The sequence below is a fragment of the Citrobacter freundii complex sp. 2025EL-00176 genome (assembly GCF_053309355.1).
Map to the genome: position 1 here is coordinate 738,663 of NZ_JBRYHT010000001.1, position 25,285 is coordinate 763,947.

Sequence of the window (25,285 nt, forward strand, 5' to 3'; positions counted from 1 at the left end):
AGGATGTATGTTACTGGCAGGCGCTATTTTTGTCCTGACCATTGTTTTGGTTATCTGGCAACCGAAGGGATTAGGGATCGGCTGGAGCGCAATGCTGGGCGCGGGGCTGGCTTTGATTTCTGGCGTTGTGCATGTGGGCGATATTCCGGTGGTGTGGAATATCGTCTGGAACGCGACGGCAACATTTATTGCCGTGATTATTATCAGCCTGCTGCTTGATGAGTCCGGTTTTTTCGAATGGGCAGCGCTGCACGTTTCCCGCTGGGGTAACGGTCGTGGACGTTTGCTCTTTACGTATATCGTTCTGCTCGGTGCGGCGGTGGCGGCACTGTTTGCCAACGATGGTGCGGCACTTATTCTGACGCCGATAGTCATCGCCATGCTGCTGGCATTAGGGTTCAGCAAAGGCACCACGCTGGCATTTGTTATGGCTGCCGGGTTTATTGCCGATACGGCCAGCCTGCCGCTTATCGTATCCAACCTGGTGAATATAGTCTCGGCGGACTTCTTTGGACTGGGCTTCACTGAGTATGCGTCGGTCATGGTGCCGGTTGATATTGCCGCTATTATCGCCACGCTGGTTATGCTGCATCTGTTCTTCTGCAAGGATATCCCGCCGACTTACGATCTGGCTCTGCTTAAGACACCGACAAAAGCAATAAAAGATCCGGCTACGTTTCGCACCGGCTGGATTGTTTTGATTCTTCTGCTGGTCGGTTTTTTCGTCCTCGAGCCGCTCGGTATTCCGGTAAGTGTGATTGCTGCTGTAGGCGCTGTAATCCTGTTTACCGTGGCGAAACGAGGCCGTGCCATTAACACCGGCAAAGTGCTGCATGGCGCACCCTGGCAGATCGTTATCTTCTCGTTAGGGATGTATCTGGTGGTGTATGGCCTGCGTAACGCCGGGTTGACCGAATACCTCTCCGGCATATTGAACATGCTGGCAGATAAAGGGCTTTGGGCCGCGACGCTTGGTACTGGCTTCCTGACGGCTTTCCTGTCTTCCATCATGAACAACATGCCTACCGTGCTGGTTGGTGCTCTCTCAATTGATGGCAGCACCGCAACAGGCGTTATCAAAGAAGCGATGATTTATGCCAACGTGATTGGCTGCGATCTGGGGCCGAAAATTACACCGATTGGTAGCCTGGCAACGCTGCTCTGGCTGCATGTCCTTTCACAGAAGAATATGACCATCACCTGGGGATATTATTTCCGCACCGGGATTATCATGACTCTGCCTGTGCTGTTTGTAACGCTGGCCGCGCTGGCGCTACGTCTCTCTTTCACTTTGTAATGAGATACTGATATGAGCAACATCACTATTTATCACAACCCGGCCTGCGGCACGTCGCGTAACACGCTGGAGATGATCCGCAACAGTGGTAATGAACCAACCGTCATTCATTACCTTGAAAATCCACCGTCTCGCGATGAGCTGGTCAAACTCATTGCAGATATGGGCATTTCCGTCCGGGCTTTGCTGCGTAAGAACGTCGAACCGTATGAGGAACTGGGTCTTGCAGAAGATAAGTTTACTAACGATCGGTTAATCGATTTTATGCTGCAGCATCCGATCCTGATTAACCGCCCGATTGTGGTGACGCCACTGGGTACTAAACTGTGCCGTCCTTCTGAGGTGGTTCTGGATATTCTTCCAGATGCTCAGAAAGCGGCATTCACCAAGGAAGACGGGGAAAAAGTCATTGATGATGCAGGTAAGCGACTGAAATAAGGATGAGGGGGGGCAGATGCCCCCTTCATTATTACTTCGCCATTCTTTCCAGCAGGTCAATACCAACCGACTCTTCGCTCTGTAGCGCTGTGAGTGCAATACGCTTTGCATACTGCTCTGTTACGTCATCTATCAGCGACATTACGCCGCTGGCTCGGGCTACGAGAAACGGTAAGGACGGTTTTGCAGCAGCCAGATTGCTATTGATTACCCATGCCCATGGTTCAATTCCGGCCCGGCGCAAATCCTGTTGCAGGTTTGCCGCTTCCAGCACCGGTGTCGTTTCGGTAAGCGTCACGATAAGCCTGTGCCGCCGCCATCGGGTTAACTTTGAGAGAGTTCGGCTTCATGTTGCCGCCAGAACATCATTCATTCCGGCCCTCAAATTTTGCTCTGATTAACCCGACGGGAAAGTTCTTCTGCTGACTCTTTTCGTTCACTGTAGCGATCAACAAGATAAGCTGAGCTACCTCTGGTCAGCAGAGTAAATTTCACCAGTTCTTCCATTACATCCACGATGCGGTCGTAGTAAGAGGACGGCTTCATGCGTCCAGCTTCATCAAACTCCTGCCAGGCTTTTGCCACGGAGGACTGATTCGGGATGGTGATCATCCGCATCCAGCGACCAAGAATGCGCATCTGGTTTACGGCATTGAAGGACTGAGAGCCACCGCAGACCTGCATTACGGCCAGCGTCTTCCCCTGCGAAGGGCGAACAGCGCCTTCCGATAGTGGTATCCAGTCAATCTGGGCTTTCATGATGCCGGTCATCGCACCATGACGTTCCGGTGAGCACCACACCATGCCTTCGGACCAACGAACCAGCTCACGCAACTCCATGACTTTGGGATGCGAGTCAGGCGCATCATCAGGAAGAGGCAAACCAGAGGGATTGAAGATCCGCACTTCTGCACCCATCGCAGTCAGCAGCCTTGCTGCTTCTTCTGTTGCCAGCCGGCTGTAGGAGCGTTCACGTACAGAGCCGTATAGCATGAGGATTCGAGGCGGATGAGGAACGACAGGAATACCGAATCTTGTCTCTGTTATTGAGGTGTCGAACAGGCTTGCGTCAACATTGTTTAGTTCAGTGGACATATTATTCTCCGACGTTGTTATTGGTATCGTGCAGTCCATCCGCCCCTGTGCAGCACTCTTCTGTCAGAAAGGTAATCAGCGCCCCAAGATTTTCATAGCAAGCGTGGCAGTACAGCGTTCTTCCCTGACGTTCCTGGCGAACAAGAGTTACAGATATCAGGGATGAAAGATGGTGACTCAATGTCGATGCTGGGATCTCGAGTTGCTTCTGTAGTTCGCCCACAGCCATGCCCTGAGCTCCTGCTTTGATCAGCCTTTTGTAAATCCCGAGCCTTGTCGCGTGCCCAAGCTCTTTCATCATTGTCGCTGCAACGTTCAGTTCCATACTTATTCTCATAATCATTGATTCTATATTTCTAGAATAATGAAAATATTTTTTACTTTCAATCTTTGAGCTGTCTGAGCGGGAATGATGTTAAGAATGGCAAAATAATGTTGTGACTTATCAGGTATGTAGGACCAACGTGGTTAGCTGAGCTAAATTCTTATTCTCTCTACGTCCGCGGCTGGCACGAAGCAGACCGTTTGAAGAGCCGTGTGGTCTGCTAAGAGCGAAAAGTGGACTCGGGGTCGACCGTGTCGGTAAAACTTACCTGGCAGATTTCGATATTACGCCAGACCCGGCAAACAACATGCGGATACCGAGGCCAATCATGACAACGCCTGTAAATCGTTCCTGCCATTTGATAAAGCCTGGGTGTTTACCTAGCCAGTTTCCAAATGTTCCTGATGCCATCGCGACTGACCCCAGGGAAACAATTCCTGCCAACTTTTGAATACTGCCCAGAACAAGCAATTGCAGCCAGACAGGACCCGCGGCGGGATCGACAAACTGAGGAAGAAAAGCAAACATAAACAGCAGGGATTTTGGGTTAGTCAAGCTGTTCAGGGCGCCTTCCTTAACAGCATTCCAGTCAGAAATTTTTGCCGTTTTTCGCAGCCGGGTATCAGTACCTGAAGTCGCAATCATTTTTAAGCCCAGCCACATCAGATAAGCCGCACCAGCCCACCTAAGCAGATCCAGCGCAACCGGCCAGGCATGAACAACGGTTACCAGCCCCATAACAAGAAAAGAAACTTGCACAAAACCCGCTACAAATACATTGCCCAATACCGTAAGCAGTGCAATACGTCTTCCCTGACCAACGCCTCTGGCAATGGTCAGCATCATGTCTGGCCCTGGAGAAATCTCAAGAAGCGTCAGCGCGAGAAGGAAAGTTATAAACGTTTCGATGGAAGGCATCGCGGTTGAGTCCGGATAAATATTTCCGCTACATTACCTCAGTCTGATTCGAGCCGAAAGCAGAACATACCGCAACTTCCGCTGCAGGCTCGGAGCGAACAAAACACAGGATAAACAGGGCAGTTATCAGCGGTGAATTCAACGGAACGATGCAACGCTATCTTTGATCAAAACAAGGTACCTCCCTGCATGATTCGACGAATTACGCCAGATCCTTTAACAATGCGAAGACAAATATTTTTACGTGCTGGAGTCGCTTAAATAATTAGACAACAGCTTCCACAGGTAATGAGCAGCAGGTGTAAAACGATGATCTGAACTGCGCAATAGATGCCACTGACACTCCCTCGCAATGTGATGATCAATCGGTATCGCTGTTAGCTCCCCAGTATGTGCATTCGCCCTTGCGGTTTGTTCAGTCATAAACGCTATCCCTAGTCCAGCAGTGCACAGGGCGATTGCGCTGGTAAATAAATTGCAGCAATAAGAGGGTCTGAAAAGGATTGCTTCATCACGAAACATCGCAGTGATATATCGCTGAAGTCCAAAATTGTCATGCATAGCGATCAGGCGATGCTGGGATAATTGCTGAATAGTGACTTCTTTCAAGCCTGAGAATACATGATCGTTCCTGACAATTGCGCAAATTGCTCCTCGGTTATAGCTATATCGCTTCAGAGCGGGTTGACCAACGGGACCAAATCCCACAGCCATATCCACTTCACCTTTTGCTATGAGCTCGATAGAGGTTTCCATATTGCCAGAGGTGATATCAACAAACACGTTTGGATAGATTTGGGCAAAATTGCTCACGACGTGACTAATGATTTCCTGAACCATCCCTTGCCCAACGCGCAGCGTAACTGTCCCACCACGCATATGGCGCATATCGCTTAATTGTCGCTCAAGTTCATTGCGTTTTTGTTGAGTAATGGCGTAGTCATCTGCCAGCAATTTTCCCGCTTCAGTGAGGACAACGTTGCGTCCTCTTTTTTCCAGCAGGGGCAACTGTATCGTTCTTTCCAGCAGGGATATTTGTCGACTGACAACCGAAGGGTTAAACCCGAGGATATCTGCGGCTTTGCGGATACCTCCGTACAGCCCGACCATGTACAAATAGCGGATCGCTTTTTCCGGATAGCTGCTTAATGTCATGTTTTTGCCATTATTGTTGACCTGAAAGCAACAATAATAGCATGAGTGCCTGATTCTTTTTCAACCGGGATTCATTACATACTGACTGTAAATACCGATACGGAGAGTATGGCGATGAAGAGTGTTGTTAATTACTTACAGAAACATGCTGAGCTGATCATGGAGGACATCAGGGACCTGGTACAGGCTGAGTCACCCTCAACGGACAAAGCTGCTGTTGATCGGTGCGGTGACGTTTTAAAAACCATTTTCGATAAACGCCTGGGTATCCAGGCCGAAACAGAAAACCAGGAACACTATGGCAATCAGTTAAAATTTGCTCTCGGCAATGAGGGGCCACAAACAACAATACTGGGCCATTTCGATACGGTCTGGGACAAGGGGCAACTCTCGCTTCGTGAAGAGGAGGGGAAATGGTATGGGCCAGGGATCCTCGATATGAAAGCCGGGATGATTCAATCAATATGGGCGGTACGTGCTTTAAAAGAGTGTGGGCAGCTAAACGGTAAACGCATCATCTTCCTCTGTAATAGCGATGAAGAGCTTGGCAGTCCTAGTTCTAAAGAATGGATTACTCGTAATGCTATCGGGTCTGAGCAAGTACTGGTTGTTGAGCCAGCGACATCCGGCGGTGACTTAAAAATTGCTCGTAAGGGTACGGGTCGCTATCGTATTACTATCACCGGGCTTGCGGCTCACGCAGGAAATAATCCAGGGGACGGGATCAGTGCAATTGAGGAAATGGCTTTTCAGATCCTTAAATTGCGCGAGTTGAATGCGCCTGAACGCGGGACCACTGTTAACGTGGGTATTGTGCAGGGTGGTAGTCGGGTTAATGTTATTGCAGATCATGCGGAATTAGAAATTGATACCAGGGTTGAAAATCAGCCTGAAGCAATGCGAATCCATGATGCAATCACCTGTTTAACTCCCCATTTGCCGGGCAGTCAGCTACGGATTGAAGGAGGTCAAACTCGCCCACCAATGGAGTGTTCTCCAGCATCTCAAAAATTATTTGAAAAAGCGCAACAAATAGCAGAAAAATTGGGAATTACGGTTGCTGCGAAATCGGCAGGAGGCGGCAGTGATGGAAACTTCACCGCTGCTTTAGGTATTCCTACATTAGATGGACTTGGCGCAACGGGGGCGGGCATCCACGCACTTCATGAGCATATATTACCTGAAAATATTGTCACCAGAACGGCTCTGGTTGCTGGCATGATGCTTAATGATATTAATTATGATGATGGGGAAAAGTAGTACCCACAGACATCATATACACTCAGCGACGCTATTGTTTATTATTCTCATGTAACTACCTCTGCTATATGAGTTATTAATATTCTTCACAATAAATAACAGGATATATCCATGAGCGCTTTTATTGTTGCGATAGTGATTACTATCATTGCTGCCTGGTTAATTATCAAAAACTACCAGCCCCAAACTATTTTGCTATTGGCGGGACTTTCTTTACTGACTATCACAGCCATTTTTTATCCTGAGAAAAGTATATTGTATGGGAATGCAAAATCAACGGGATCGGTCTGGGTTGATATATTTGCTTTTGTCAAAGGATCTTTGTCGACGCAGGTGGCGGGAATTGGTTTGATTATCATGGCTGCCGGTGGTTTCGCGAGCTATATGGATCATATTAAAGCGTCTAAGGCGATGGTCGACGTATGTATCCGCCCGCTGGAGGCTTTAAAAGCACCTTATTTGATTTTGGCCATCGGTTATATTTTTGCACAATTACTCCACGTTGCAATCTCCAGCGCAGCGGGTCTTGCGATGTTACTGTTAGTGACATTTTTTCCTGTTTTAGTTCGACTTGGGGTGAGCAAGGCAGCTGCCGCAGCCATGATTGGCATGTGTGCCTTTATGGATCTTGGGCCTGCCGTTGGCACCGCAAATTTAGCCGCTGAATATGCCGGGATGGAAACTGCACTGTATTTTGCGCATTATCAGATGCCGGTTGCTGTGGCGGTGATGATAGTCGTTTCTGTATTAATCTATTTTACGGCGAAATACTTTGATAAAAAAGATGGGCATGTCGTTGTTACACAACATATTGTCCCGGCAGAAGTTACTGAAAATGATGATGCGCCAGCACCTAAGTTTTATGGGCTATTGCCGATTTTCCCTGTCATTCTTGTGTTGGTGTTTAGCCCATTAGTTATTCATACCATCAAGGTAGATGTCGTGACTGCAATGGTAATTGGGACCATTGTCGCCTTTATTTTCGAGTTGTGTGTAAAACGAAACTTCAAAGAATGCTGCAAGGGTGTGCAAGTATTTTTTAAAGGTATGGGCAGTATGTTTACCAGTATCGTTTCCTTACTGGTGTGTGCTGAAATTTTTGCGCAGGGATTGCAAAAAATTGGTGCGGTTGACTATTTACTGGATGCGACACATAACGCTGGATTTGGTTTCACAAGTATGACGATTGTAATGGCATGTTTGGTTGGCGTGACGGCAGTACTGACGGGGTCGGGGGTTGCTGCCTTTTTCTCCTTTGCCGGTATGGCACAGTCTATCGCAACAAAGTTTGGTATGAATGCTGTACATATGCTTTTGCCAATGCAGTTAATGGCTGGGATGGGGCGTGCCATGTCACCGGTCGCCGGTATCATTATTGCAGTAAGCAAGTCAGGTGAGTGTTCTCCATTTATGATCGTGCGCAGAACTGTTATTCCGGCTCTTGGCGGGATCATCACCATGTTAATCGCTAACACTCTGATTTCCAGTATGTAGTGGTAATTGAATACGGAAGGTTTTATCAGGATGAACACTATGTTAAATGAAGCTATAGATGACTTGCTATACATCCCTTACTCTGGTTCCGTTCTACTTGAATCTCCTTTGCTGAATAAAGGGAGTGGTTTCAGCGAAGAAGAACGCATGATATTTAATCTGGATGGATTACTTCCCAATGCGGTAGAAAGAATTGATGAGCAATCTCATCGGGATTATCAGCAGTTCAGTGATTTTAAATCCGATATTGCAAGGCATATATACCTCAGGAATATTCAGGACACCAACGAAACATTATTTTACTACCTTGTAAATAAACATTTGGTAGAAATGCTACCTGTTATCTATACGCCTGTTGTGGGCCTTGCGTGCGAACACTTTTCCGGTATTTATCGCCGGGCCAGAGGACTGTTCATCGCATGGCCGGACCGCCATAAAATTGATGATATATTACACAACGCCACCAAACAGCATATTCGTGTCATTGTTGTCACTGATGGTGAGCGCATCCTGGGTCTTGGCGATCAGGGTATTGGCGGCATGGGAATTCCGATCGGCAAATTGTCTTTATATACCGTCTGCGGAGGGATCAACCCGGCAAATACGTTACCTATCCTGCTTGACGTAGGCACCAACAATCCTCAACTGCTGAATGATCCTCTTTATATGGGGTGGCGGCATCCACGGATCTCCGGGGAAGAGTATTTTGAGTTTGTCGATATGTTCATTCGCGCGGTTAAACGTCGTTGGCCCGAGGTTCTGCTGCAATTCGAGGATTTTGCTCAACAAACGGCACTGCCTCTGCTGGAACGATACAGGGATGAGATCTGTTGTTTTAATGACGATATTCAGGGAACGGCAGCCGTCGCATTAGGATGCCTGATGACGGCCAGTTCATTCTCGGGCCGTCCTTTATGCGAACAAACGGTGGTATTTCTGGGCGCAGGTTCGGCAGGGTGCGGTATCGCAGAGCATATTGTTCAACAGATGGTCGCTGAAGGTTTGTCTGAAGCGCAGGCCCGTGGCAGGATATTCATGGTGGATCGATTCGGATTATTGACTGATGATCAGGATAATCTTCCATTGTTCCAGCGACGACTGTCGCAGCCTCACGCAGTCGTTGAAAGCTGGGGTGTGGAAAGCGAAACAATGACGCTGATGGATGTTGTTTGTCACACGCACCCAACGGTATTGATAGGCGTTAGCGGGCAATCCGGGTTATTTAGCGAATCTGTAATCAGAGAAATATATTCTCACTGTAAAAAACCAATAATCATGCCATTATCCAACCCGACTTCACGAGTAGAGGCCAGACCGGAAGATATTATTGAATGGACGGATGGAAATGCCATTGTTGCAACGGGCAGCCCATTTAATCCGGTTATATACAAAGGGAAGCAATACCCCATTGCGCAATGTAATAATGTTTATATATTTCCTGGCATTGGATTAGGCTGCCTGGCAAGTCATGCTACGCGCATAACGGAAAATATGCTAATTACTGCCAGTCGAACATTAGCCTCTTATTCTCAAGTTAATGTTGATAAAGACTCTCCATTGCTACCGGATATTAATAATATCCAGGAGGTAACAAAAGCTATCGCCTTTCATGTGGGTATTGCAGCTCAGCATGATGGCGTTGCAATTCGTATCCCGGAGGCGTCGTTGCGCAGTAAAATCGACGAGATTTTTTGGCACCCGCAATACCGTCAATATAAACGAACCTCATATTAAGGTTGTCTACAATACCGATCGCAATCACTCATAGTTATGTTGGCGCAGAGCCATAAGAGGGGGAAAATCACCCCTGATGACTCCCGACGGTGGCATATCGTCGGGAGCGCGATTGGTGTTCAGAACACCGGTAAACCGAGGCCTTGTTTCACTTCTCTTAATGTCTGCTGTGTGACTTCGTGCGCATGTTCACTGCCTTTTTTCAGCATCGCCATCAGCATGCCTTTATCCTGAATATAAGTTGCCCGACGCTCACGCATCGGTGCGATGAGTTCTTGCAAGCACATCTCCAGCTCATTTTTGCATGCCCTGTCACCTAATCCGCCACGCTGATAATGCGCTTTCATCTCCGCCACTTTGATTTTATCTGGGTGAAATGCGTCGAGATAGGTGAATACGATATTGCCGTCAATCTGCCCCGGATCGGACACTTTCAAATGGTTAGGGTCGGTGTACATGGCGCTGACGGCGCGATGAATAGTTTCCTCGCTAGCGGACAACAGAATTGTATTACCAAGTGATTTCGACATCTTGGCGTTACCGTCGATGCCGGGCAGACGACTGGTTTCACTCAGCAACGCTTTACAATGCGACAATACTGGGACAGGTAACAAGCTATTCATTTTATGCACGATTTCATTGGTCTGTTCGATCATCGGCAGTTGATCGTCGCCGACCGGAACCACTTCAGCTTTGAACGCTGAAATATCTGCTGCCTGACTGATGGGATAAACCAGAAAGCCAACCGGTAACGAGCGGGCGAACCCTTTCTGCGCAATTTCGTTTTTGACCGTAGGATTACGTTCAACGCGCGCCACGGTAACGATGTTCATATAAAGCGCGGTCAGTTCGGCAAGGGCGGGCAGGGCTGATTGCAAACAAATGGTGGTGAGTGAAGGGTCTATGCCCGCGGCGAGATAGTCAGCCAGCACTTCGGGAATGTTGTTTTGGATCTTTTGTGGCGTACTGCCGTTATCGGTCAGTCCTTGCAGATCCGCGACCAATATAAACTGCTGATAATCGTGCTGCAGCGTGGCGCGTTGGCGTAACGAGCCAACATAGTGGCCGAGGTGCAGCGGGCCAGTAGGACGATCGCCAGTGAGGATGATGGTTTTGTTGTTCATATAAGACTCCTTAAGCGTAAAACCGAAAGGGGTCTTCAAATGCAAATAACCGCCTTTCGGCGGTTATTTAAAATGGGGAAAACACATTCTGACCGCCTTTAAGAAGGCAGCCACCACAGGTTATGAGTAAAACCGTTGATATCGTGTTTAGTGTTCATCCCGTCAACTTACCACTACCTGACGCAGAGGTAAAGCAATGCGCCGACAGCTGACATAGTTCAGCTCGCTTCCAGCATGCCAAAGCTCACAATGCGCGAGCGCCCCAGTTCTTTTGCGCGATACAGTGCTACGTCGGCGGCACGCAGCAGATTATCGCTTTGGGCATGCTGCGGGTAGCTGGCAACACCGATAGAGACATCCACGTGACCGATATCGGATACGCCAAAGCGCAGTGACAGTTCGCGTACGCCGTTGTAAATATCCGTCGCAAAGCTATTGGCCATTTGTTCATCCGCACCTGCCAGCAGTACCAGAAACTCTTCCCCCCCGTAACGGAAAGCCATGCCGCTGTCGTGGACAACGCGCTGAATAATGGCGGCGATACTTTTTATCACACTATCGCCCGCCTCATGGCCAAAGCGGTCATTGATGTTTTTGAAATGGTCGATATCGATCATCAGGCAACTGATCGGTTCTTTGGTACGAACTGCCTGGCTCATCTGGGTACGGAGAGTATCTTCAAGATGATGACGATTGCGCAGCCCGGTTAGTGGGTCGTATAGCGCTTTCTCCAGCAGCGCGTCGCGCAGGCGTTGGTTGGCTAATGCCAGGCCGAGTGCTTCCGCCATCAGTTCCAGGTAGGCGCGAGATGAGGTGGAATCCTCGCTGAGATTCTGGAATGAGAGCAGGCCGATGGCTTCACCTTGGGCAATCAGCGGAACGCATAAGGTATGCCGCTGGCAAGACTCTGGCAGATGGTAACAGGCGATATCCGGTTCGCCTTGCACTGGTGGATGGCTCTGACCGCGGCGTACTGCCCAGCATTCGTCCGGGTGAAACGCATCGGCTTTACCCTCTGGTGAGAGCCACTGCGCAACGCAGCGCATCTGCCAGGGTTCCCGATCCAGTATGTACAGTCGGCCGGCGATACCTGGGGCAATATTCGGCGCGAACAGTTCCGCCACATTAATGACATCGGCAAAACTCTCGCACCCCTGCAGACGCTGCGTCATGCGCGCCAGCAGCTCGCGGATCCCCCAGTCGGCGTCTCTCTCTTTCTCCAGCCGCTGCCGGGCCAGCCCGTTCTCGCGAAAAATCCGGATCGCCTGGGCCATATCGCCAATTTCATCGATCTGGTTAAAGCTGGGGGTCTCGACAGCATAATCTTGCGATGCCAGACGATTAACGACATCGCTCAAACGCACCACGGGGCGCAGCACACGGCGCTTCAATATAAATCCAAGAACGAACAAAAACAGCAGCGCCGTAAGACCGACCATTACTTCAGAGGCCGTGCGCAATGTACGTGACGCCTGAGTGGCATCTTCAATGGCATTAAGTACGCGGTTGTCGAGCAACTGGCGGAAATGGTCTATCCGGTCCTGTGCCCGCTCCAGTTCCTGTTCATAGGTTTTGCTGAAGAGCAGGGCAATAGCTTGGGTATGTTCTCCCTGCGCGACGCTGGCCAGCGCTGCAGCTTGTTCGTCCTGCAGGGCATCAACAATCTGCAATCCCTCATGCAATAGCGCCAACTCTTCATCTGTCGCTCCGGCATCTTTCAACGCCGCCAGACGATGCTCAACGGCTTTCAGTGACGCCTCTTTGTGACGATAGTTGTTCAAAGCATCCGGGTCTTTACTGACCACGTAGAGACGCGCCATATCGGACAGCGACCAGGCGTCGAGTTCCACTTCTTCGGTGAGTTGATCAAATTTGTAACGTTGTTCCACCACCTGGCGTTCGGTGTTATCCGCGTTGGACGCCATCAGCATGACGACGCCGGAGGCGATGGTCAGGCATACCGTCGCGCTGTAGGCCCAGTTGGTGATTGTGGCTATTCGCACTGATGACTTCCTTCTGCGACGATTAATCAATTAGCATGATTGCAATTATAGGAAACGCATGATTTTGCGTGAAAATAAAAAAGGCGGCCCAGGGCCGCCCTCTGTTATCGTCCTGACATCATAAATCTGGAGGATTTTTTCCTTCTTCCATAAAGGCTTCGTCGATTCCTTCCACGTTACCTTCATGGTCACGCCCGGAAAACAGGTTCCAGCAGGTAATGAACAACGCGGCGATCAGGGGACCAATCACAAACCCATTAATACCGTAAATCTCCATCCCGCCAAGGGTGGTTATCAGAATCAGGTAGTCCGGCATTTTGGTGTCTTTTCCTACCAAAAGCGGGCGCAGGATGTTGTCCACCAGCCCGACGATAATCACGAAGAACCCAACGATAAACAGCCCTTGCCACAGTTGGTGCGTAGCGAAAAGGAATATGGCAGCGGGGACCCAGACGATTGCCGAGCCGACGGCAGGCACCAGAGACAGAAACGCCATTAACGCGCCCCACAGAACGCTGCCGTCGATGTCCACAATCGCAAAAGCGATGCCGCCAAGAATCCCCTGAACTAAAGCCACAACTGCTGTGCCCTTGACGGTTGCGCGCGTTACGCCGACAAATTTGGCGAACAAATGCTGTTTGGCAAAATCAGAAAGTGGTAATGAGTCCAGAATCTGGCGCACCAGATAAGGTCCATCTTTTAACAAGAAAAACAGCAGATACAGCATGATGCCAAAGCTGATGGCAAAGCCGAATGTCCCTTTACCGATCAGGAACGCGCTGCCCGCAAGGTATTGGCCGCCTTGTAACACAATGTCGGACAGCTTTTTCTGGATTTCTGCAACATTATCCAGATTGTGCTCTGCGAGGAATCCTCTCGCCCAGCCTGGAAGATACGAAAGAATAGAGGTGACGACTTCGGGAAACTGCGTGTCGTTTTGTTGCAGTTTGGTGTACACCACATTGAGTTCAATGGCCAGCGATGACAGGATCACCATGAGTGGGATAAAGACAATCAGACAGATAATGGCGATGGTTATTAATGATGCCAGCCCGTTGCGTTCGCCAAGTGCGCTGCGCAGTCTGTTTTTTACCGGGTTAAAGATAGTCGTTAATATCGCAGCCCACAAAATGGCGGAAAAGTAGGGGGACAGCACATCGAAGAACGCCCAGGTAACGAGGGCCAGTATGAAAATGAAGAAACCTTTGGTCAGTCCGTTAAATCGCATCGGTGAATCCTGTAATGAGAAGCAGTCCCGACTATAGAACCGTTCAGCGGATTTACCAACTTTTGCTGAAGATCTCTGCTTCATTCTTACGGATACCGACTCACGTAAGCTCTGGTCGCAGAGGATATTGTCCGTTGAACCGATAAGAATGACGTTATTTACGCCGTGTCGTGGCCAGTTTCTTCATCGTATTGTTTGCGGTACTGCAAAGGAGATTGTCCCATCATTTTTTTAAAACAGGTAATGAAATAGGTCATTTCCGTAAAACCCACATGCCCGGCAATCTCCGTCACGTTCAGCGATGAGTAGCGCAATAAATCACAGCTTTTTTTAATCCTGCGGGTCAGTATATATTCCTGGATCCCGCCACCGGTTTGTTGACGGAATATTCGCGAGGTATAGCTGCGTGAAAAGCCAATATCTGCGGCTAACTCATCAAGTGAAAATTTTTGCTGATAATGCTCTTCCACCCACTGCATAATGCGGGCCGCCACGGTCTGCTGTTGGTGCACCACACTCTGCGGTTGCAGGGGAAGAAAGTCCAGAAGTTGCATTACCAGAAAAGCAACATCGCTGGCTGATTGATACCCGTTGCCCTTAAGTGATTCAAACCGATCGAGGATATAGGCAATATAGTCCGCATGTTCACTGAGATCGTGAATTTGTGCCGGAGCATGGGTGCCAGAGAGTGCTGCAAACTGAGCCTGGTGGCGGGGAAACATCTGCAAGGCACTGATGACTTCGTTGTGCTCAATATGCATAGCAGTACGATAAGACGGGTTGTTCGGTGCGACGTCAACCTGCACCTTGTGCAAGCGAAACGGTGGGAAAATAAAAAGTCTACCCGGCCTCGCAGTATAGTGTTGTTTATCAACGACGACTATGCCGTAACCTTTTGAAATATATAAAAACTCAACACATTGATGCCAATGGTAATAATGAACGCTCGCGCCTATTGGACGCTGAAAGGAAATCACTTCATTCCCCATCGCAATTCTTTCAAGTTTTTGTGGATCGTTCATTTCTCACCATGACAACAGAATTAAGTTTTGCTGCTATATATTAAAGATATTGCTGAATATCTGTCCATAAATCTAATCAAACTTAAAAATCGAACTGTTTTTGTGAACATGCTCACGCTGCTGTAGGAAACAAAAAGACTAATCTCCGTCCGTCAGCGCCTGGTTATCGCCAGTAACACTGAGTCTATAAATACTTCATAAGAGGTAGTGGATTATGATTGCAATTAAACCTTCGGTTTTTTTTATTTATACTTATCATTGTCGAGATAATGCTGGAGCCGCATCATGAACGCGATTGCCCCGACTCGTTTAGCACAGCTCAAAATGAGCAGTTTTATTTTTCTCTATTTCTTTACCTGGTCATCCAGCTTCGGCTTATATGCATTATGGCTGAGTCAAAAAGTTGGTCTTGATAGCGTAACCATTGGTACAGTATTCGCGGTTAATGGTGTGTTTGCCGTAGTTATGAAACCAGTATATGGTTACATCATGGATAAAATAGGTATGAGCAAATGGCTTCTCTATTTTGTCTGCGCCACCTCGGCATTAATGGCCCCGTTTTTTGTGGTTATTTACCAGCCTTTACTGCTGAGCCATACGCTGCTGGGTATTATTATTGGGGCATTCTATTTAAGCCTGGGGTGGTACGCGGGGGTGGCTGCCGCTGAATCCTATGCCGACCGTTTCAGTCGCCTTTACGGCCTGGAGTTTGGCCGTATCCGAATGTGGGGATCGCTCGGCTGGGCGCTGGCGGCTTCGGTTTCCGGCGTATTATTCAACTACACGCCAACCGCCAACTTTATACTGAGCAGTACCACCTCTTTAGTCATGCTGGCGGTGTTGTTGAGCCTGAAGATTGGTGATGAGCAGTTACGAAATAACTCGGTTATCTCAGAAAATAAAATTGTTTTTGCCGATGTTATTGCGCTGATGCAAAACCGAAAATTCTGGATGTTTAGTTTGTATGTCGCTGGTGTCGCGTGGATGATGTTTGTAGCAGAACAGCAATTCCCTCGTTACTTTGTCTCTTTCTTTGCCACCAAAGAGCAGGGCAATGCCTGGTATGGTTACCTGGGGACGCTCCAGGCAGGTATTGAATTTCTGATGATGATGTTTATTCCCGCGCTGGTTAACTATTATGGTGCCAAAAAGGGGTTGCTGTTGTGTGGATTAGTCGTGGGGTTTCGCCTGATTCTTTCCGGATTAACAGTCGACCCAATTATGATTTCAATTATTAAACCATTTTACGGTGTGGAAATAGCATTGCTGTTAATTTCTGTATTTAAATATATCGCTGAACACTTTCACAAACGCGTAAACGCCACCATGTATTTGCTGGGCTATCAGGCAATGGTATATGTCGGCTCCGTTGTCGTGGCACCACCAGCGGGATATTTATACGATAAAATAGGTTTTGCACATACCTTTTTAATTATGGGGGTCTGCGCACTGCTGTTCACGCTAATTTCCGCTTTCACCCTTTCTTGTAGCCATGCGGGAAAAAAGACAGTAATACCGCGCGCTGATATGTTGCGTTCGCAGACTATTAAAACATCGAAGTAGTAATAACAGGAAAATTTATGATTGCTAATAAAACGGCTAATGTCGTTACTGAACCCCTGCGCATGTCCGACGCAGCCCCGGTTGACCGTCAGGCATTGAAAAAAGAGTTAGATAATGCAATACCGTATATTTCGTCCCGAATTGATCGAACGCTGTATGCGCTTGGCGATAAATTTCCCAATGAAGCCTGTGAAGGAGGGAAATGGCAACCCGCTGAAAATAATCAATGGACAAACAGCTTCTGGACAGGGCAACTCTGGCTATTGTGGGAGATGACTGGTGATAGCAAATACCGTCAGGCTGCTGAGCGATTCATTACTTCTTTTGCTCATCGCCTGGTAAACCGTATTGAAACAGATACTCATGACCTCGGCTTTCTGTATTCATTGTCGTGTGTAAACGCATGGCAACTGACCGGTAACGCAGCCGCACGCGATATCGCTCTGCATGCTGCTGAAATGATGATGCAACGCTATAACCCAACGGCAGGTATTATCCAGGCATGGGGAGACCTGACGGATCCGGAGCAGCAGGGACGAATGATTATCGACTGTAATATGAATCTTCCGTTGCTCTACTGGGCAAGCGAACAGACAGGGAATCTGGTCTTTGCTGACGCGGCCTTATCCCATGCCATGCAGGCTGCGAAATATATCGTACGGCCCGATGCATCGACGTATCACACCTATTATATGGATATTGTGACCGGTGAGCCGCGGTTTGGCAATACGCACCAGGGGCACAGCGATAGCTCATGCTGGGCACGCGGTCAGGCGTGGGGGATTTACGGATTCATGCTTAGCTATCTGTATACGGGAAAATCTGAGTTCGTCAGCCTGACCCGCAGCCTGAGTCATTACTTTATCAACCGCCTGCCTGAGGACGCCATTTGTCACTGGGATCTGGCTTTAAATAACACAGATGCCGTACGCGATAGTTCGGCTGCCGCTATCGCTGCCTGTGGTCTGCTGGAGCTAGCGAAAGCATTACCTGCGACAGATGCGGATCGGATGCAGTATGAAGAAGTGGCTTTGCGGATTGTACAATCGCTGACGAAGCACTATCTCTCTACGGATGAATCGGAATGTGAAGGGTTACTGATGCACTCGGTTTATCATATGCCTGCTGGTAAAGGCGTTGATGAATGTTGCTCCTGGGGAGACTATTTTTATCTTGAAGCGTTAATTCGCGTGCGCCAGTGCTGGACGTCCTGTTGGTAGAGGCAATGATCTCTAAGCGTATGAAATATTAAAAGTTGGGCAACAGCTTTGTTGCCCAACTTTTGCTGTCAGGGATATCCGCCGTGATTTAACCGTGTCTGATTTTCCCATCAATTCCCGGTTGAGGTTTACCAAACAGATATCCTTGTGCGAAATCACACCCCAGTGCCTGAAGTTTTTCTAGCTGCTCTTGCGTTTCAACGCCTTCTGCCACAGCTTTCATATTAAGGGATTTCGCCATGCCAGTAATGAGTTTGATAATATTAAGGGCATCGTCCTGAGTAGAGAGTGAATGTACGAAGGACTTGTCTATTTTGATTTTATCGAAGGCAAGTCGACTCAACCGCGAAAGAGAAGAATACCCGGTGCCAAAATCATCGATGGAGATTTTTACCCCCAGAGCTCTGAGCTTGTTAAGTGTATTCATCGGCGTATTACTCTCTGTAAAAATAGAGGATTCCGTGACCTCCAGTTCAAGGCGTTGAGCGGGGAGTCCTGTTTCTTTCAGAATAGTCAGCACTATTCCGGCAAAGGCTTTGCTGCTTAGCTGGACAGGCGAGACATTGACTGAAATTTTGGCTGGAATAGCCCAGGACGCCGCTTCCGTACAGGCAATTTCAAGCACAGACTTTCCCATCTCGTTAATCATGCCTGTTTTTTCAGCAACAGGAATAAAACTATCCGGCGACAGGAGACCCTTTAGCGGATGTATCCAACGAATCAGGGCTTCATAACTGTAAATTTCCCGGCTAAAAGAATCCACAATAGGCTGATAATAAACCACGAATTCTTTATTCACGATGGCCATCGCCATATCATGCTCAAGCGTTCTGCTTTCTTGCAGCTTTTCTAACATCCATTGCCGGAAGACTTTTATCTTACCTGAACCTTCATTTTTGGCTTCATACAGGGCCAGATCTGCAAATTTATAAAGATAATCGGAGCGGCGTTCTGTTTCTGATATAACAATTCCCACACAGGTGGTGATGTTTATAATTGTGTTATAAATAGTGTAGGGCTGGCTGATAAAATCACATATCTTTTGGGCTCGCGAAACGGCCTGGCTCTCCGTCAGACCACTTGAGAGAAACGCAAACTCATCCCCACCTAAGCGATACAGCGTATCTGAAGTGTGGCTCATCGAAATGAGACGGTCCGATATCTGGCGTAATAAAACATCACCGGCATCATGACCATAGGTATCATTTACCTCTTTGAATCGGTCCAAATCAAACAGCATCACTGTCACAGAATCGTTGTTTTTTTCTGCCATCTCGATTGTTTGATTTAAATTCCCCCAGAAAAATTGGCGGTTATTCATATCAGTAAGCGAGTCATGGTAGACGTCATATTCCAGTTTTGCATTCTGGATTTGCAACTTTTCTTTCGACTTCTGCAGTTCTTCAGCAAGACTCTTAACCTGAAGATGCGCTCGCAGAATATTTCTGTTCTGGAAAAATATCAGTACACCCAGTATCGCACTCAGTATGATAAGCAGAACAGAGGTCGCCGAGTAAATATAGTATAGAGTTTGAATTTTAAGGTTGGCGTTATTGATCGAGTTAACATCCTTATTTAACGCACCGGATGAAAGACGGCCAAGTTGCGAATCCAGCGTATGCATTTTTTTCAGGTATGTCTGGAGTTCTGAACGGTCCATTTTCTCGAGGTTAACATCCAGATAGTTAAGGATGTTTTCAAGTTTGATCGCCAGTTCACTGTGCGCTTGATTGCTCTCTATATAGTGCCCCAAATCACCTTCTTTTATCAAATCACTCTGGCTAAGCATAATGTCGAGACGCAGGCGTACCTCATCGAGGTTCATTGTTTTATCGATAGTATAAAGACCAAGCAATGATTCGAATCGGTAATATTGCGAGACCATTTGTGCAGCGGACCATGAATCGGTGTAGTGAGTCAGTTTCTGTAACTCTTGCTGTCTTTCATGGACCAGGAAAGAAATATATCCAGTAGATATAAAAAGAAAAAATATGATGCCAGCCAGTATTCTGTTCATGATGTTCCTCTGAACGCTTACTCAATATCCATTCTACTGACCTGCCATGCTGACCTTGAGTAATAAATCTGATTATTCAGTTCAGGTATGCTGTCATAGGGATACACAATGAATAATGGGCCTTTATCACGGATTTGCATGTATTTTCCGTTGATTTTTAAAGCAAGAATGACATTGTACTTCTTGAAATCATTGAGAGGGATCACGGTGGTGTAGTCATTGAGCGCAGTAACTTTTACAACCGAGCCTTTCGCCCCAACAAAATCCATGAGCTTTTGTAGTGGAATACCCGTAAAAGTCGTACGTCCATTATACCAGGGGGAGGTGGTCTGAAAACTTACCATGCCCAGTTTCTCGAGGCTGGCGGTATCAAAAGTGGCTTTCCCGTCTTCATTTGTATTTTCTATATTACCGGACACTGTCAGAAGGACTTTGCCCGTGGGTTTGGAAAGTTCACCTGCCCAGAGCTGTGTGGAGACGACTAAGCTTAACAACATGACAAATAACCGCATTTTGGCCTCACCGGACTACTGGATGTTAAAGAATTATAATTTAGTTATCATTTTATTTGTATGTTCTGTTTATCTTTTATTGGTAAGGTACATTTATCCATTATTTAACATATTAAAATCAATGGGTTAATCTTCCTCTGATTTTTGAAGTTAATTTTTCAGGCAGTATCTTTTATTGCGGAACGGCTTAATTTTATTGGTGTTGTACAAAAAACAATCATTCCGTAATTGGCAAAAAGAAATACACACGAACATAAAGGTTTATTTTCTTGTGCAGCGGCTGCTTATCTTATTCTGACCGATGAATGGACTTGTTGAATAAATCGCGCTTTTACTTAATTGCATGATCAGATTACGCAGATTGTCCCGTGGGGGAGCAAGTGTTCTGGATGTCCTACTGGTGCTGGCGTGTTTACATCAAAATCTTTTTAATTACGATTTAAAAACTGTTTACGTGTGTGATGGAGATAGGCACGAACGGCACCACTGGATTCATCTTTACGACTGACCATCATCAGCGTTGCTGACAGCTCAGGCGTATCAACAACACGGTATATTATTCCCGGAATGGATACTTGGCTCAAAGGTTCAGGAACCAGTGCAACACCTGGCCCCGCTCCGACCATGGCGAGGACGCTCAGTGAACTGGAACTGCGCCAGGCAATATTTAAACTATCCCCAAGCAGCCTTTGCAGATGCGTCTCAAGTTTCGAATCAACGTTATTGATTGAGTAAAGAATCATAGGTTCATGTGCCAGCATATCCAGCGACAGAACCTCTTTATCAGCCAGTCTATGTTCACTGGACATCGCCAGTACACGTCTCCATTGACCTACTGTTTCATAAACCAGGGATGCATTTTTCTCGGGACAATAATCAGGCATATATCCAATATCCAGCGTTCCGTTCTGGATGGCTTCGTTCTGAAGCTGCGGAGCGAGCTCCTGACAAATGATTTCTGCATCAGGGTAGGCTTTGTGAAAGGAACGTACGTCCTGCATCAGAATGCCACTGAATACGGCATTTCCAGCAAATCCTACACGTACTCTGCCCGTTTCACCGCGGATGGAACGCTCAACTGCCATGCGGGTATGTTCCATTTGCTCCAGCGTACGTATGGCCTCCGCTTGCAAAAGTTTTCCCGCCTCAGTCAGCTCAACGTGACGGCTGGTACGGATCAACAACGGACCACCCAATTCAGCCTCCAGCGCTTTGATCTGCATACTCAATGCGGGTTGAACAATATTGAGACGCTCTGCCGCGCGGCCAAAATGCCGTTCTTCTGCGACAGCTAAAAAATACTTAAGCTGGCGTAAATCCATTCGAACCCCCATCAATCACTAAAATTGATTAATCAGTAATATTTATCTATTTGAGTTTAACTTTATTCGAGAACAAACTGAATACACACAAAAAAACACTCAACAAACAGAGATACTAAACATGCAGAATCAACTTCAGGATCGTCAGCAACTTAGTGACCTTGTTAATGGCTGGATGCATCGCGATCTGGGCGAATGGGAACAGTTGCGCGAGTTGTTCCACCCTGACGGCACAATTGAAATTACGTGGTTCGAAGGGCTGGGGAGCGAGTTTGTCAACGGCTCAATGAGAATGGGGGTTTCTGATTTCAGGACTAAACATATCATCACTTCTCCGGCTGTATCTTTCAATGAGGCAGGTGACAAAGCTCTTCTTGAAACAAACGCAATGATCATTGGCGAGAATATAAAACTGAACATTGGGTGCGAATGCCATAACCGTTTTTACGATATGGCCGAGAAAAGAGAGGGCAAATGGAAATTGTTACGCCGCCAGACGATTTATGATTTCGGTATTTTTACCTTTCCGTTAGGCCCGGTCGCTATTGACCAGGCGATTGTGACAAAGTATCCGCGGGAATATGCCGCGCTGGCTTATTTACTGGAACTGAGTGGATTCCCTGTTGGGCGCGTATTCGCGACGCGTGGCAGTGAACTGGAGGATAAGATGAAGGCTGAAGGTAAGCGCTGGCTTGCCGTGTGAATCCGACAAAAATGCAGCGGCTGCGGAATCATTTTTTCTGATTCCGCTTAATGTCGAAAATGACTTTCGATTTTCATGCTCGCTTCGGGTAAGCAGTGATTAACTTTCATTCATGTTTCGTGCCTGAATTAGCTTAATCGTGCATGTGTGCTGACTGGCGGGCATACAGGTAAGCGGTGGCTCGCGACACGCCTAAATGCTGCGCGACGGTATCCATTGATTTTCGTACGTTCAGCAGGCCTTCTTTACGGAGTTGTTGAATCAATAACTTACGATCTTCAGGTTTAAGCGCGCGCGCCGTGGTCGCGCGTTTAGCGGCAAAGTCATCGATACGCTGGCGAATAACTTCATTACTACCGGGATCGATATGTTCCTTTATGGGGGAGTTTTCGGTTTCAGTAAATCGCGCCAGCGCGCTCTGCATACCGCGAAACAACGACATATCAACATTAAGGCACAGCGCCGCGACGTATTTACCGTCCTCATCCTTGATGCCAATGGAGGTGCTTTTTACCGGACGTCCATCAGCAAATTGATTGCTGTAGTTGGCGATGATGCTGGGAAAGTCTGGCGATGCTATGCGCGCCAGACCCAGTTCTGTTGCGGGTTGGCCAGGTTTACGTCCGGAAAGATTATTATGGATGGACAAAATGGCATGTTCAGGTTTTTTGAGGTCATGAACCACCACTTCACAAAAGGGAGAAAAGGTCTCACTTAACCCTCTGGCGATAGTATCAAGTTGGCTGAGAAGCGAGTTATTGTCGGTTTTTGGCATGCCAGTCTCCTGCAGTGATGCCTTTTGCCATAATTGCGAGCAGTTTACAGTGAGCAGGGTTCGCTTTTCCACACTGGAATGTACAGACAGGAATAAGGTATCCGCATGGCAGATACCTTGCTTATCATCCGGCCAGCAATGCACCATAGCGGCTGATGTCCACGTTTCCACCGCTGATAATAATGCCGATTCTCTTACCCTGAAGTTCAGATTTCCGTGCTCTGGCGGCGGCAAAACCCAGACAGCCAGTTGGCTCCACGACGATTTTCATGCGTTCGGCGATAAATTTCATCGCGGTGACCAATTCAGTATCTGAGACAGTCAGAATATCGTTCACGTTTTGCTGAATAATCGCAAACGTATACTGCCCAAGATGTTGAGTCTGCGCGCCATCGGCTATGGTTTTCGGTGTATCAATATGAACAATGTTGCCGCTGCGAAACGACTGCTGACCGTCATTGCCTGCCTCAGGTTCTACGCCATAGATCATACAGTCAGGGGAGAGATGTCGCGCTGCCAGTGCGGAACCGGATAGCAGACCGCCGCCACCCAGACATACGAAAAGGGCGTCTAAGGGGCCCACTTCCTCAATCAACTCTTTCGTTGCGGTGCCCTGGCCCGCAATAACGTGCGGATGATCGTAAGGGGGGATCAGCGTCAGCCCTTGTTTTTCCGCCAGCTCCTGACCAATTTTTTCTCTGTCTTCAGTATAGCGATCGTAAATCACGACATTTCCGCCATACCCTTTGGTGGCGGCAACTTTGGCCGCCGGGGCATCATGCGGCATGATAATTGTCGCCGGAATCCCCAACAATTTTGCCGACAAGGCGATGGCTTGCGCATGATTCCCTGAAGAAAAGGTCACGACGCCCGCAGCCCGTTGTTGTGGCGTGAACTGGCGTAGCGCATTCATAGCGCCGCGAAATTTGAACGCGCCCATTCTCTGGAAGTTTTCGCATTTAAAGAAGACTTCAGCGCCAAATTCTTCATTCACCGTGCGCGACGTCATCACCGGCGTTTTGTTGGCATAATCTGCGATGCGCTCTGCCGCAGCGACGATATCGTTATAATCAGGCAGTGTCATATCAGTCATTTTTATTCACCTGTATACAGTTAAAAATCAGGCCTGTGGGGCCAAAGCCATCGCTTCGATTTCTACGGCAAAACCGTAATGAAGCTCGGCAACACCTGCGACGGCGCGGGCAGGGCGAAAATCACCGATCCACTCACCATAGATCCTGTTAAATGTCGGCCACTGGTTAATATCCGTCACATAAACACGTACCGAGACCAGGTGCTGACGCGAGACTCCTGCGCCAGCCAGGCAGGCATCGACATTTTGTAAGGCCAGTCTGGTTTGTTCTTCAAATGACGCATCGGCTTTTTTTTCGCCATCCTGGGTGACTGGCAACTGTCCAGAAATGAACACAAAACCACCTGCCGTTGTACTGTGCGAGTAATGACCTGCCGGGGGAAAACTGCCTGGTGAAGCGTTGAGCGTAATGTCTGGGGACATAAGCGATCTCCTTGGTTTCTGATGATTCATTTTGTATAAAATAATACTATTTGTCTTATTTATACGCCTTCATGCTTCGGTCGGCTAGTGATAGTTTTCATGGACGCTGATTTTGTGAACTAAAGCAAACGTGGCCCCCGCTATATAGCGGGGGCTGGGGTATGAGTTAGGGGAAAACGGGGGAGAGGGTATCGGCCCAGAACGGGGCGTTTAAGCCACAAAGGTTAGCCAATATGACCGTGGTTAATCTTACTCAATGGCTCATTGATATCGAAGATTTTGAAAAACACCTCTTCCACACCCAGATGCTTCAGACGGGCAGTATGCTTTTTAACATAAGCCAGCGCGGTGTCCTGATCCTGAAACAGATAGATGCCACCGGCTTCATGATTTGCTTCGTTCTCGGTCCAGATTTTCCAGATAAAGCCCGGCTCCTGGTTGATGGATTCGGCCAGTTCGACAAGTTGTTGCGACATTTCAGCGCCAAACGGACCATGAAAAGTAAAGTGAATCTGCAGCAGTTTGTTTGACATACATCCTCCCTGGATTGGGTTGTGTAACGGA

24 protein-coding genes are annotated in these 25,285 nt (G+C 47.8%); 8 read left to right on the forward strand and 16 right to left on the reverse strand.

Features of this window, described 5'->3' with window-relative positions; genetic code table 11:
- The first annotated feature begins 7 nt into the window (after positions 1–7).
- Both arsB and arsC read left to right on the forward strand, forming a co-directional pair.
- Positions 8–1,297, forward strand: a complete 1,290-nt coding sequence (gene arsB / locus ACVXHP_RS03640) for an arsenite efflux transporter membrane subunit ArsB (RefSeq protein ID WP_447570870.1) — start codon at positions 8–10, stop codon at positions 1,295–1,297.
- A 12-nt stretch (positions 1,298–1,309) separates the two neighbouring features.
- On the forward strand, positions 1,310–1,735 hold the full coding sequence (gene arsC / locus ACVXHP_RS03645) for a glutaredoxin-dependent arsenate reductase (protein ID WP_447570871.1): 426 nt from the start codon (positions 1,310–1,312) through the stop codon (positions 1,733–1,735).
- Between the two features lie 31 nt (positions 1,736–1,766).
- On the opposite strand, the gene ACVXHP_RS03650 is transcribed toward arsC, so the two are convergent.
- The 5 genes from ACVXHP_RS03650 to ACVXHP_RS03670 all read right to left on the reverse strand — a co-directional run bounded on the left by ACVXHP_RS03650 (position 1,767) and on the right by ACVXHP_RS03670 (position 5,228).
- On the reverse strand, positions 1,767–2,033 hold the full coding sequence (locus ACVXHP_RS03650; RefSeq protein WP_447570872.1) for an ArsA-related P-loop ATPase: 267 nt from the start codon (positions 2,031–2,033) through the stop codon (positions 1,767–1,769).
- A gap of 83 nt (positions 2,034–2,116) precedes the next feature.
- Positions 2,117–2,830: an arsenical resistance protein ArsH gene (gene arsH / locus ACVXHP_RS03655; RefSeq protein WP_304698300.1), complete on the reverse strand. Its 714-nt coding sequence runs from the start codon at positions 2,828–2,830 to the stop codon at positions 2,117–2,119.
- A 1-nt stretch (position 2,831) separates the two neighbouring features.
- A complete protein-coding gene (locus tag ACVXHP_RS03660; RefSeq protein ID WP_304698302.1) occupies positions 2,832–3,155 on the reverse strand; it encodes an ArsR/SmtB family transcription factor in 324 nt (107 codons plus the stop codon).
- A gap of 264 nt (positions 3,156–3,419) precedes the next feature.
- Complete coding sequence (locus ACVXHP_RS03665; RefSeq protein WP_304698304.1) at positions 3,420–4,073, reverse strand: LysE family translocator; 654 nt, start codon at positions 4,071–4,073, stop codon at positions 3,420–3,422.
- Between the two features lie 240 nt (positions 4,074–4,313).
- Positions 4,314–5,228: a LysR family transcriptional regulator gene (locus ACVXHP_RS03670; protein ID WP_447570873.1), complete on the reverse strand. Its 915-nt coding sequence runs from the start codon at positions 5,226–5,228 to the stop codon at positions 4,314–4,316.
- Between the two features lie 108 nt (positions 5,229–5,336).
- Here ACVXHP_RS03670 and ACVXHP_RS03675 point away from each other — a divergent pair, with 108 nt between their 5' ends.
- The 3 genes from ACVXHP_RS03675 to ACVXHP_RS03685 all read left to right on the forward strand — a co-directional run bounded on the left by ACVXHP_RS03675 (position 5,337) and on the right by ACVXHP_RS03685 (position 9,716).
- Positions 5,337–6,488, forward strand: coding sequence for a M20 family metallopeptidase (locus tag ACVXHP_RS03675; RefSeq protein ID WP_447570874.1), 1,152 nt, complete (start codon positions 5,337–5,339; stop codon positions 6,486–6,488).
- Positions 6,489–6,599: 111 nt separating this feature from the next.
- On the forward strand, positions 6,600–7,982 hold the full coding sequence (gene dcuC, locus ACVXHP_RS03680) for a C4-dicarboxylate transporter DcuC (RefSeq protein ID WP_304698308.1): 1,383 nt from the start codon (positions 6,600–6,602) through the stop codon (positions 7,980–7,982).
- Between the two features lie 39 nt (positions 7,983–8,021).
- A complete protein-coding gene (locus ACVXHP_RS03685; RefSeq protein ID WP_447570875.1) occupies positions 8,022–9,716 on the forward strand; it encodes an NAD-dependent malic enzyme in 1,695 nt (564 codons plus the stop codon).
- Positions 9,717–9,835: 119 nt separating this feature from the next.
- Here ACVXHP_RS03685 and trpS read toward each other — a convergent pair whose 3' ends face one another.
- The 4 genes from trpS to ACVXHP_RS03705 form a co-directional block, all read right to left on the reverse strand.
- A complete protein-coding gene (gene trpS, locus ACVXHP_RS03690) occupies positions 9,836–10,840 on the reverse strand; it encodes a tryptophan--tRNA ligase (protein ID WP_447570876.1) in 1,005 nt (334 codons plus the stop codon).
- Between the two features lie 218 nt (positions 10,841–11,058).
- Positions 11,059–12,843 (reverse strand): diguanylate cyclase, encoded by a 1,785-nt coding sequence (locus tag ACVXHP_RS03695; protein WP_447570877.1) that lies wholly within the window; start codon positions 12,841–12,843, stop codon positions 11,059–11,061.
- A gap of 118 nt (positions 12,844–12,961) precedes the next feature.
- Positions 12,962–14,071: an AI-2E family transporter gene (locus ACVXHP_RS03700; protein ID WP_200006552.1), complete on the reverse strand. Its 1,110-nt coding sequence runs from the start codon at positions 14,069–14,071 to the stop codon at positions 12,962–12,964.
- A 158-nt stretch (positions 14,072–14,229) separates the two neighbouring features.
- The gene (locus ACVXHP_RS03705) at positions 14,230–15,093 is read right to left on the reverse strand and encodes a helix-turn-helix domain-containing protein (RefSeq protein ID WP_447570878.1); all 864 of its coding nucleotides are present in this window, start codon (positions 15,091–15,093) and stop codon (positions 14,230–14,232) included.
- Positions 15,094–15,378: 285 nt separating this feature from the next.
- On the opposite strand from ACVXHP_RS03705, the gene ACVXHP_RS03710 reads away from it, so the two are divergent.
- On the forward strand, positions 15,379–16,656 hold the full coding sequence (locus ACVXHP_RS03710) for an oligosaccharide MFS transporter (RefSeq protein WP_200006550.1): 1,278 nt from the start codon (positions 15,379–15,381) through the stop codon (positions 16,654–16,656).
- Positions 16,657–16,673: 17 nt separating this feature from the next.
- The gene (locus ACVXHP_RS03715; protein ID WP_447570879.1) at positions 16,674–17,876 is read left to right on the forward strand and encodes a glycoside hydrolase family 88 protein; all 1,203 of its coding nucleotides are present in this window, start codon (positions 16,674–16,676) and stop codon (positions 17,874–17,876) included.
- A gap of 88 nt (positions 17,877–17,964) precedes the next feature.
- Here the strand turns inward: ACVXHP_RS03715 and ACVXHP_RS03720 are convergent, their stop codons facing one another.
- The 3 genes from ACVXHP_RS03720 to ACVXHP_RS03730 all read right to left on the reverse strand — a co-directional run bounded on the left by ACVXHP_RS03720 (position 17,965) and on the right by ACVXHP_RS03730 (position 21,727).
- The gene (locus tag ACVXHP_RS03720) at positions 17,965–19,893 is read right to left on the reverse strand and encodes a putative bifunctional diguanylate cyclase/phosphodiesterase (protein ID WP_316129365.1); all 1,929 of its coding nucleotides are present in this window, start codon (positions 19,891–19,893) and stop codon (positions 17,965–17,967) included.
- Positions 19,894–19,910: 17 nt separating this feature from the next.
- Positions 19,911–20,405 carry a molybdopterin-dependent oxidoreductase gene (locus tag ACVXHP_RS03725; protein ID WP_447570880.1) on the reverse strand — a complete coding sequence of 165 codons (495 nt, stop codon included), beginning with the start codon at positions 20,403–20,405 and terminating at the stop codon, positions 19,911–19,913.
- Between the two features lie 428 nt (positions 20,406–20,833).
- Complete coding sequence (locus ACVXHP_RS03730) at positions 20,834–21,727, reverse strand: LysR substrate-binding domain-containing protein (protein WP_304698326.1); 894 nt, start codon at positions 21,725–21,727, stop codon at positions 20,834–20,836.
- Positions 21,728–21,848: 121 nt separating this feature from the next.
- Between ACVXHP_RS03730 and ACVXHP_RS03735 the strand changes: the two genes are divergently transcribed.
- Positions 21,849–22,430 (forward strand): nuclear transport factor 2 family protein, encoded by a 582-nt coding sequence (locus ACVXHP_RS03735; protein ID WP_447570881.1) that lies wholly within the window; start codon positions 21,849–21,851, stop codon positions 22,428–22,430.
- A gap of 133 nt (positions 22,431–22,563) precedes the next feature.
- Here the strand turns inward: ACVXHP_RS03735 and ACVXHP_RS03740 are convergent, their stop codons facing one another.
- From ACVXHP_RS03740 to ACVXHP_RS03755, 4 genes are all read right to left on the reverse strand, one after another.
- Entirely contained in the window at positions 22,564–23,205 is a 642-nt protein-coding gene (locus ACVXHP_RS03740; RefSeq protein WP_304698330.1) for a helix-turn-helix transcriptional regulator, read from the reverse strand.
- A gap of 124 nt (positions 23,206–23,329) precedes the next feature.
- Complete coding sequence (locus tag ACVXHP_RS03745; RefSeq protein ID WP_447570882.1) at positions 23,330–24,298, reverse strand: threo-3-hydroxy-L-aspartate ammonia-lyase; 969 nt, start codon at positions 24,296–24,298, stop codon at positions 23,330–23,332.
- A gap of 27 nt (positions 24,299–24,325) precedes the next feature.
- The gene (locus tag ACVXHP_RS03750) at positions 24,326–24,721 is read right to left on the reverse strand and encodes a RidA family protein (protein ID WP_200006542.1); all 396 of its coding nucleotides are present in this window, start codon (positions 24,719–24,721) and stop codon (positions 24,326–24,328) included.
- A 224-nt stretch (positions 24,722–24,945) separates the two neighbouring features.
- Complete coding sequence (locus ACVXHP_RS03755; protein ID WP_304698335.1) at positions 24,946–25,254, reverse strand: monooxygenase; 309 nt, start codon at positions 25,252–25,254, stop codon at positions 24,946–24,948.
- Between the last annotated feature and the right edge of the window lie 31 nt (positions 25,255–25,285).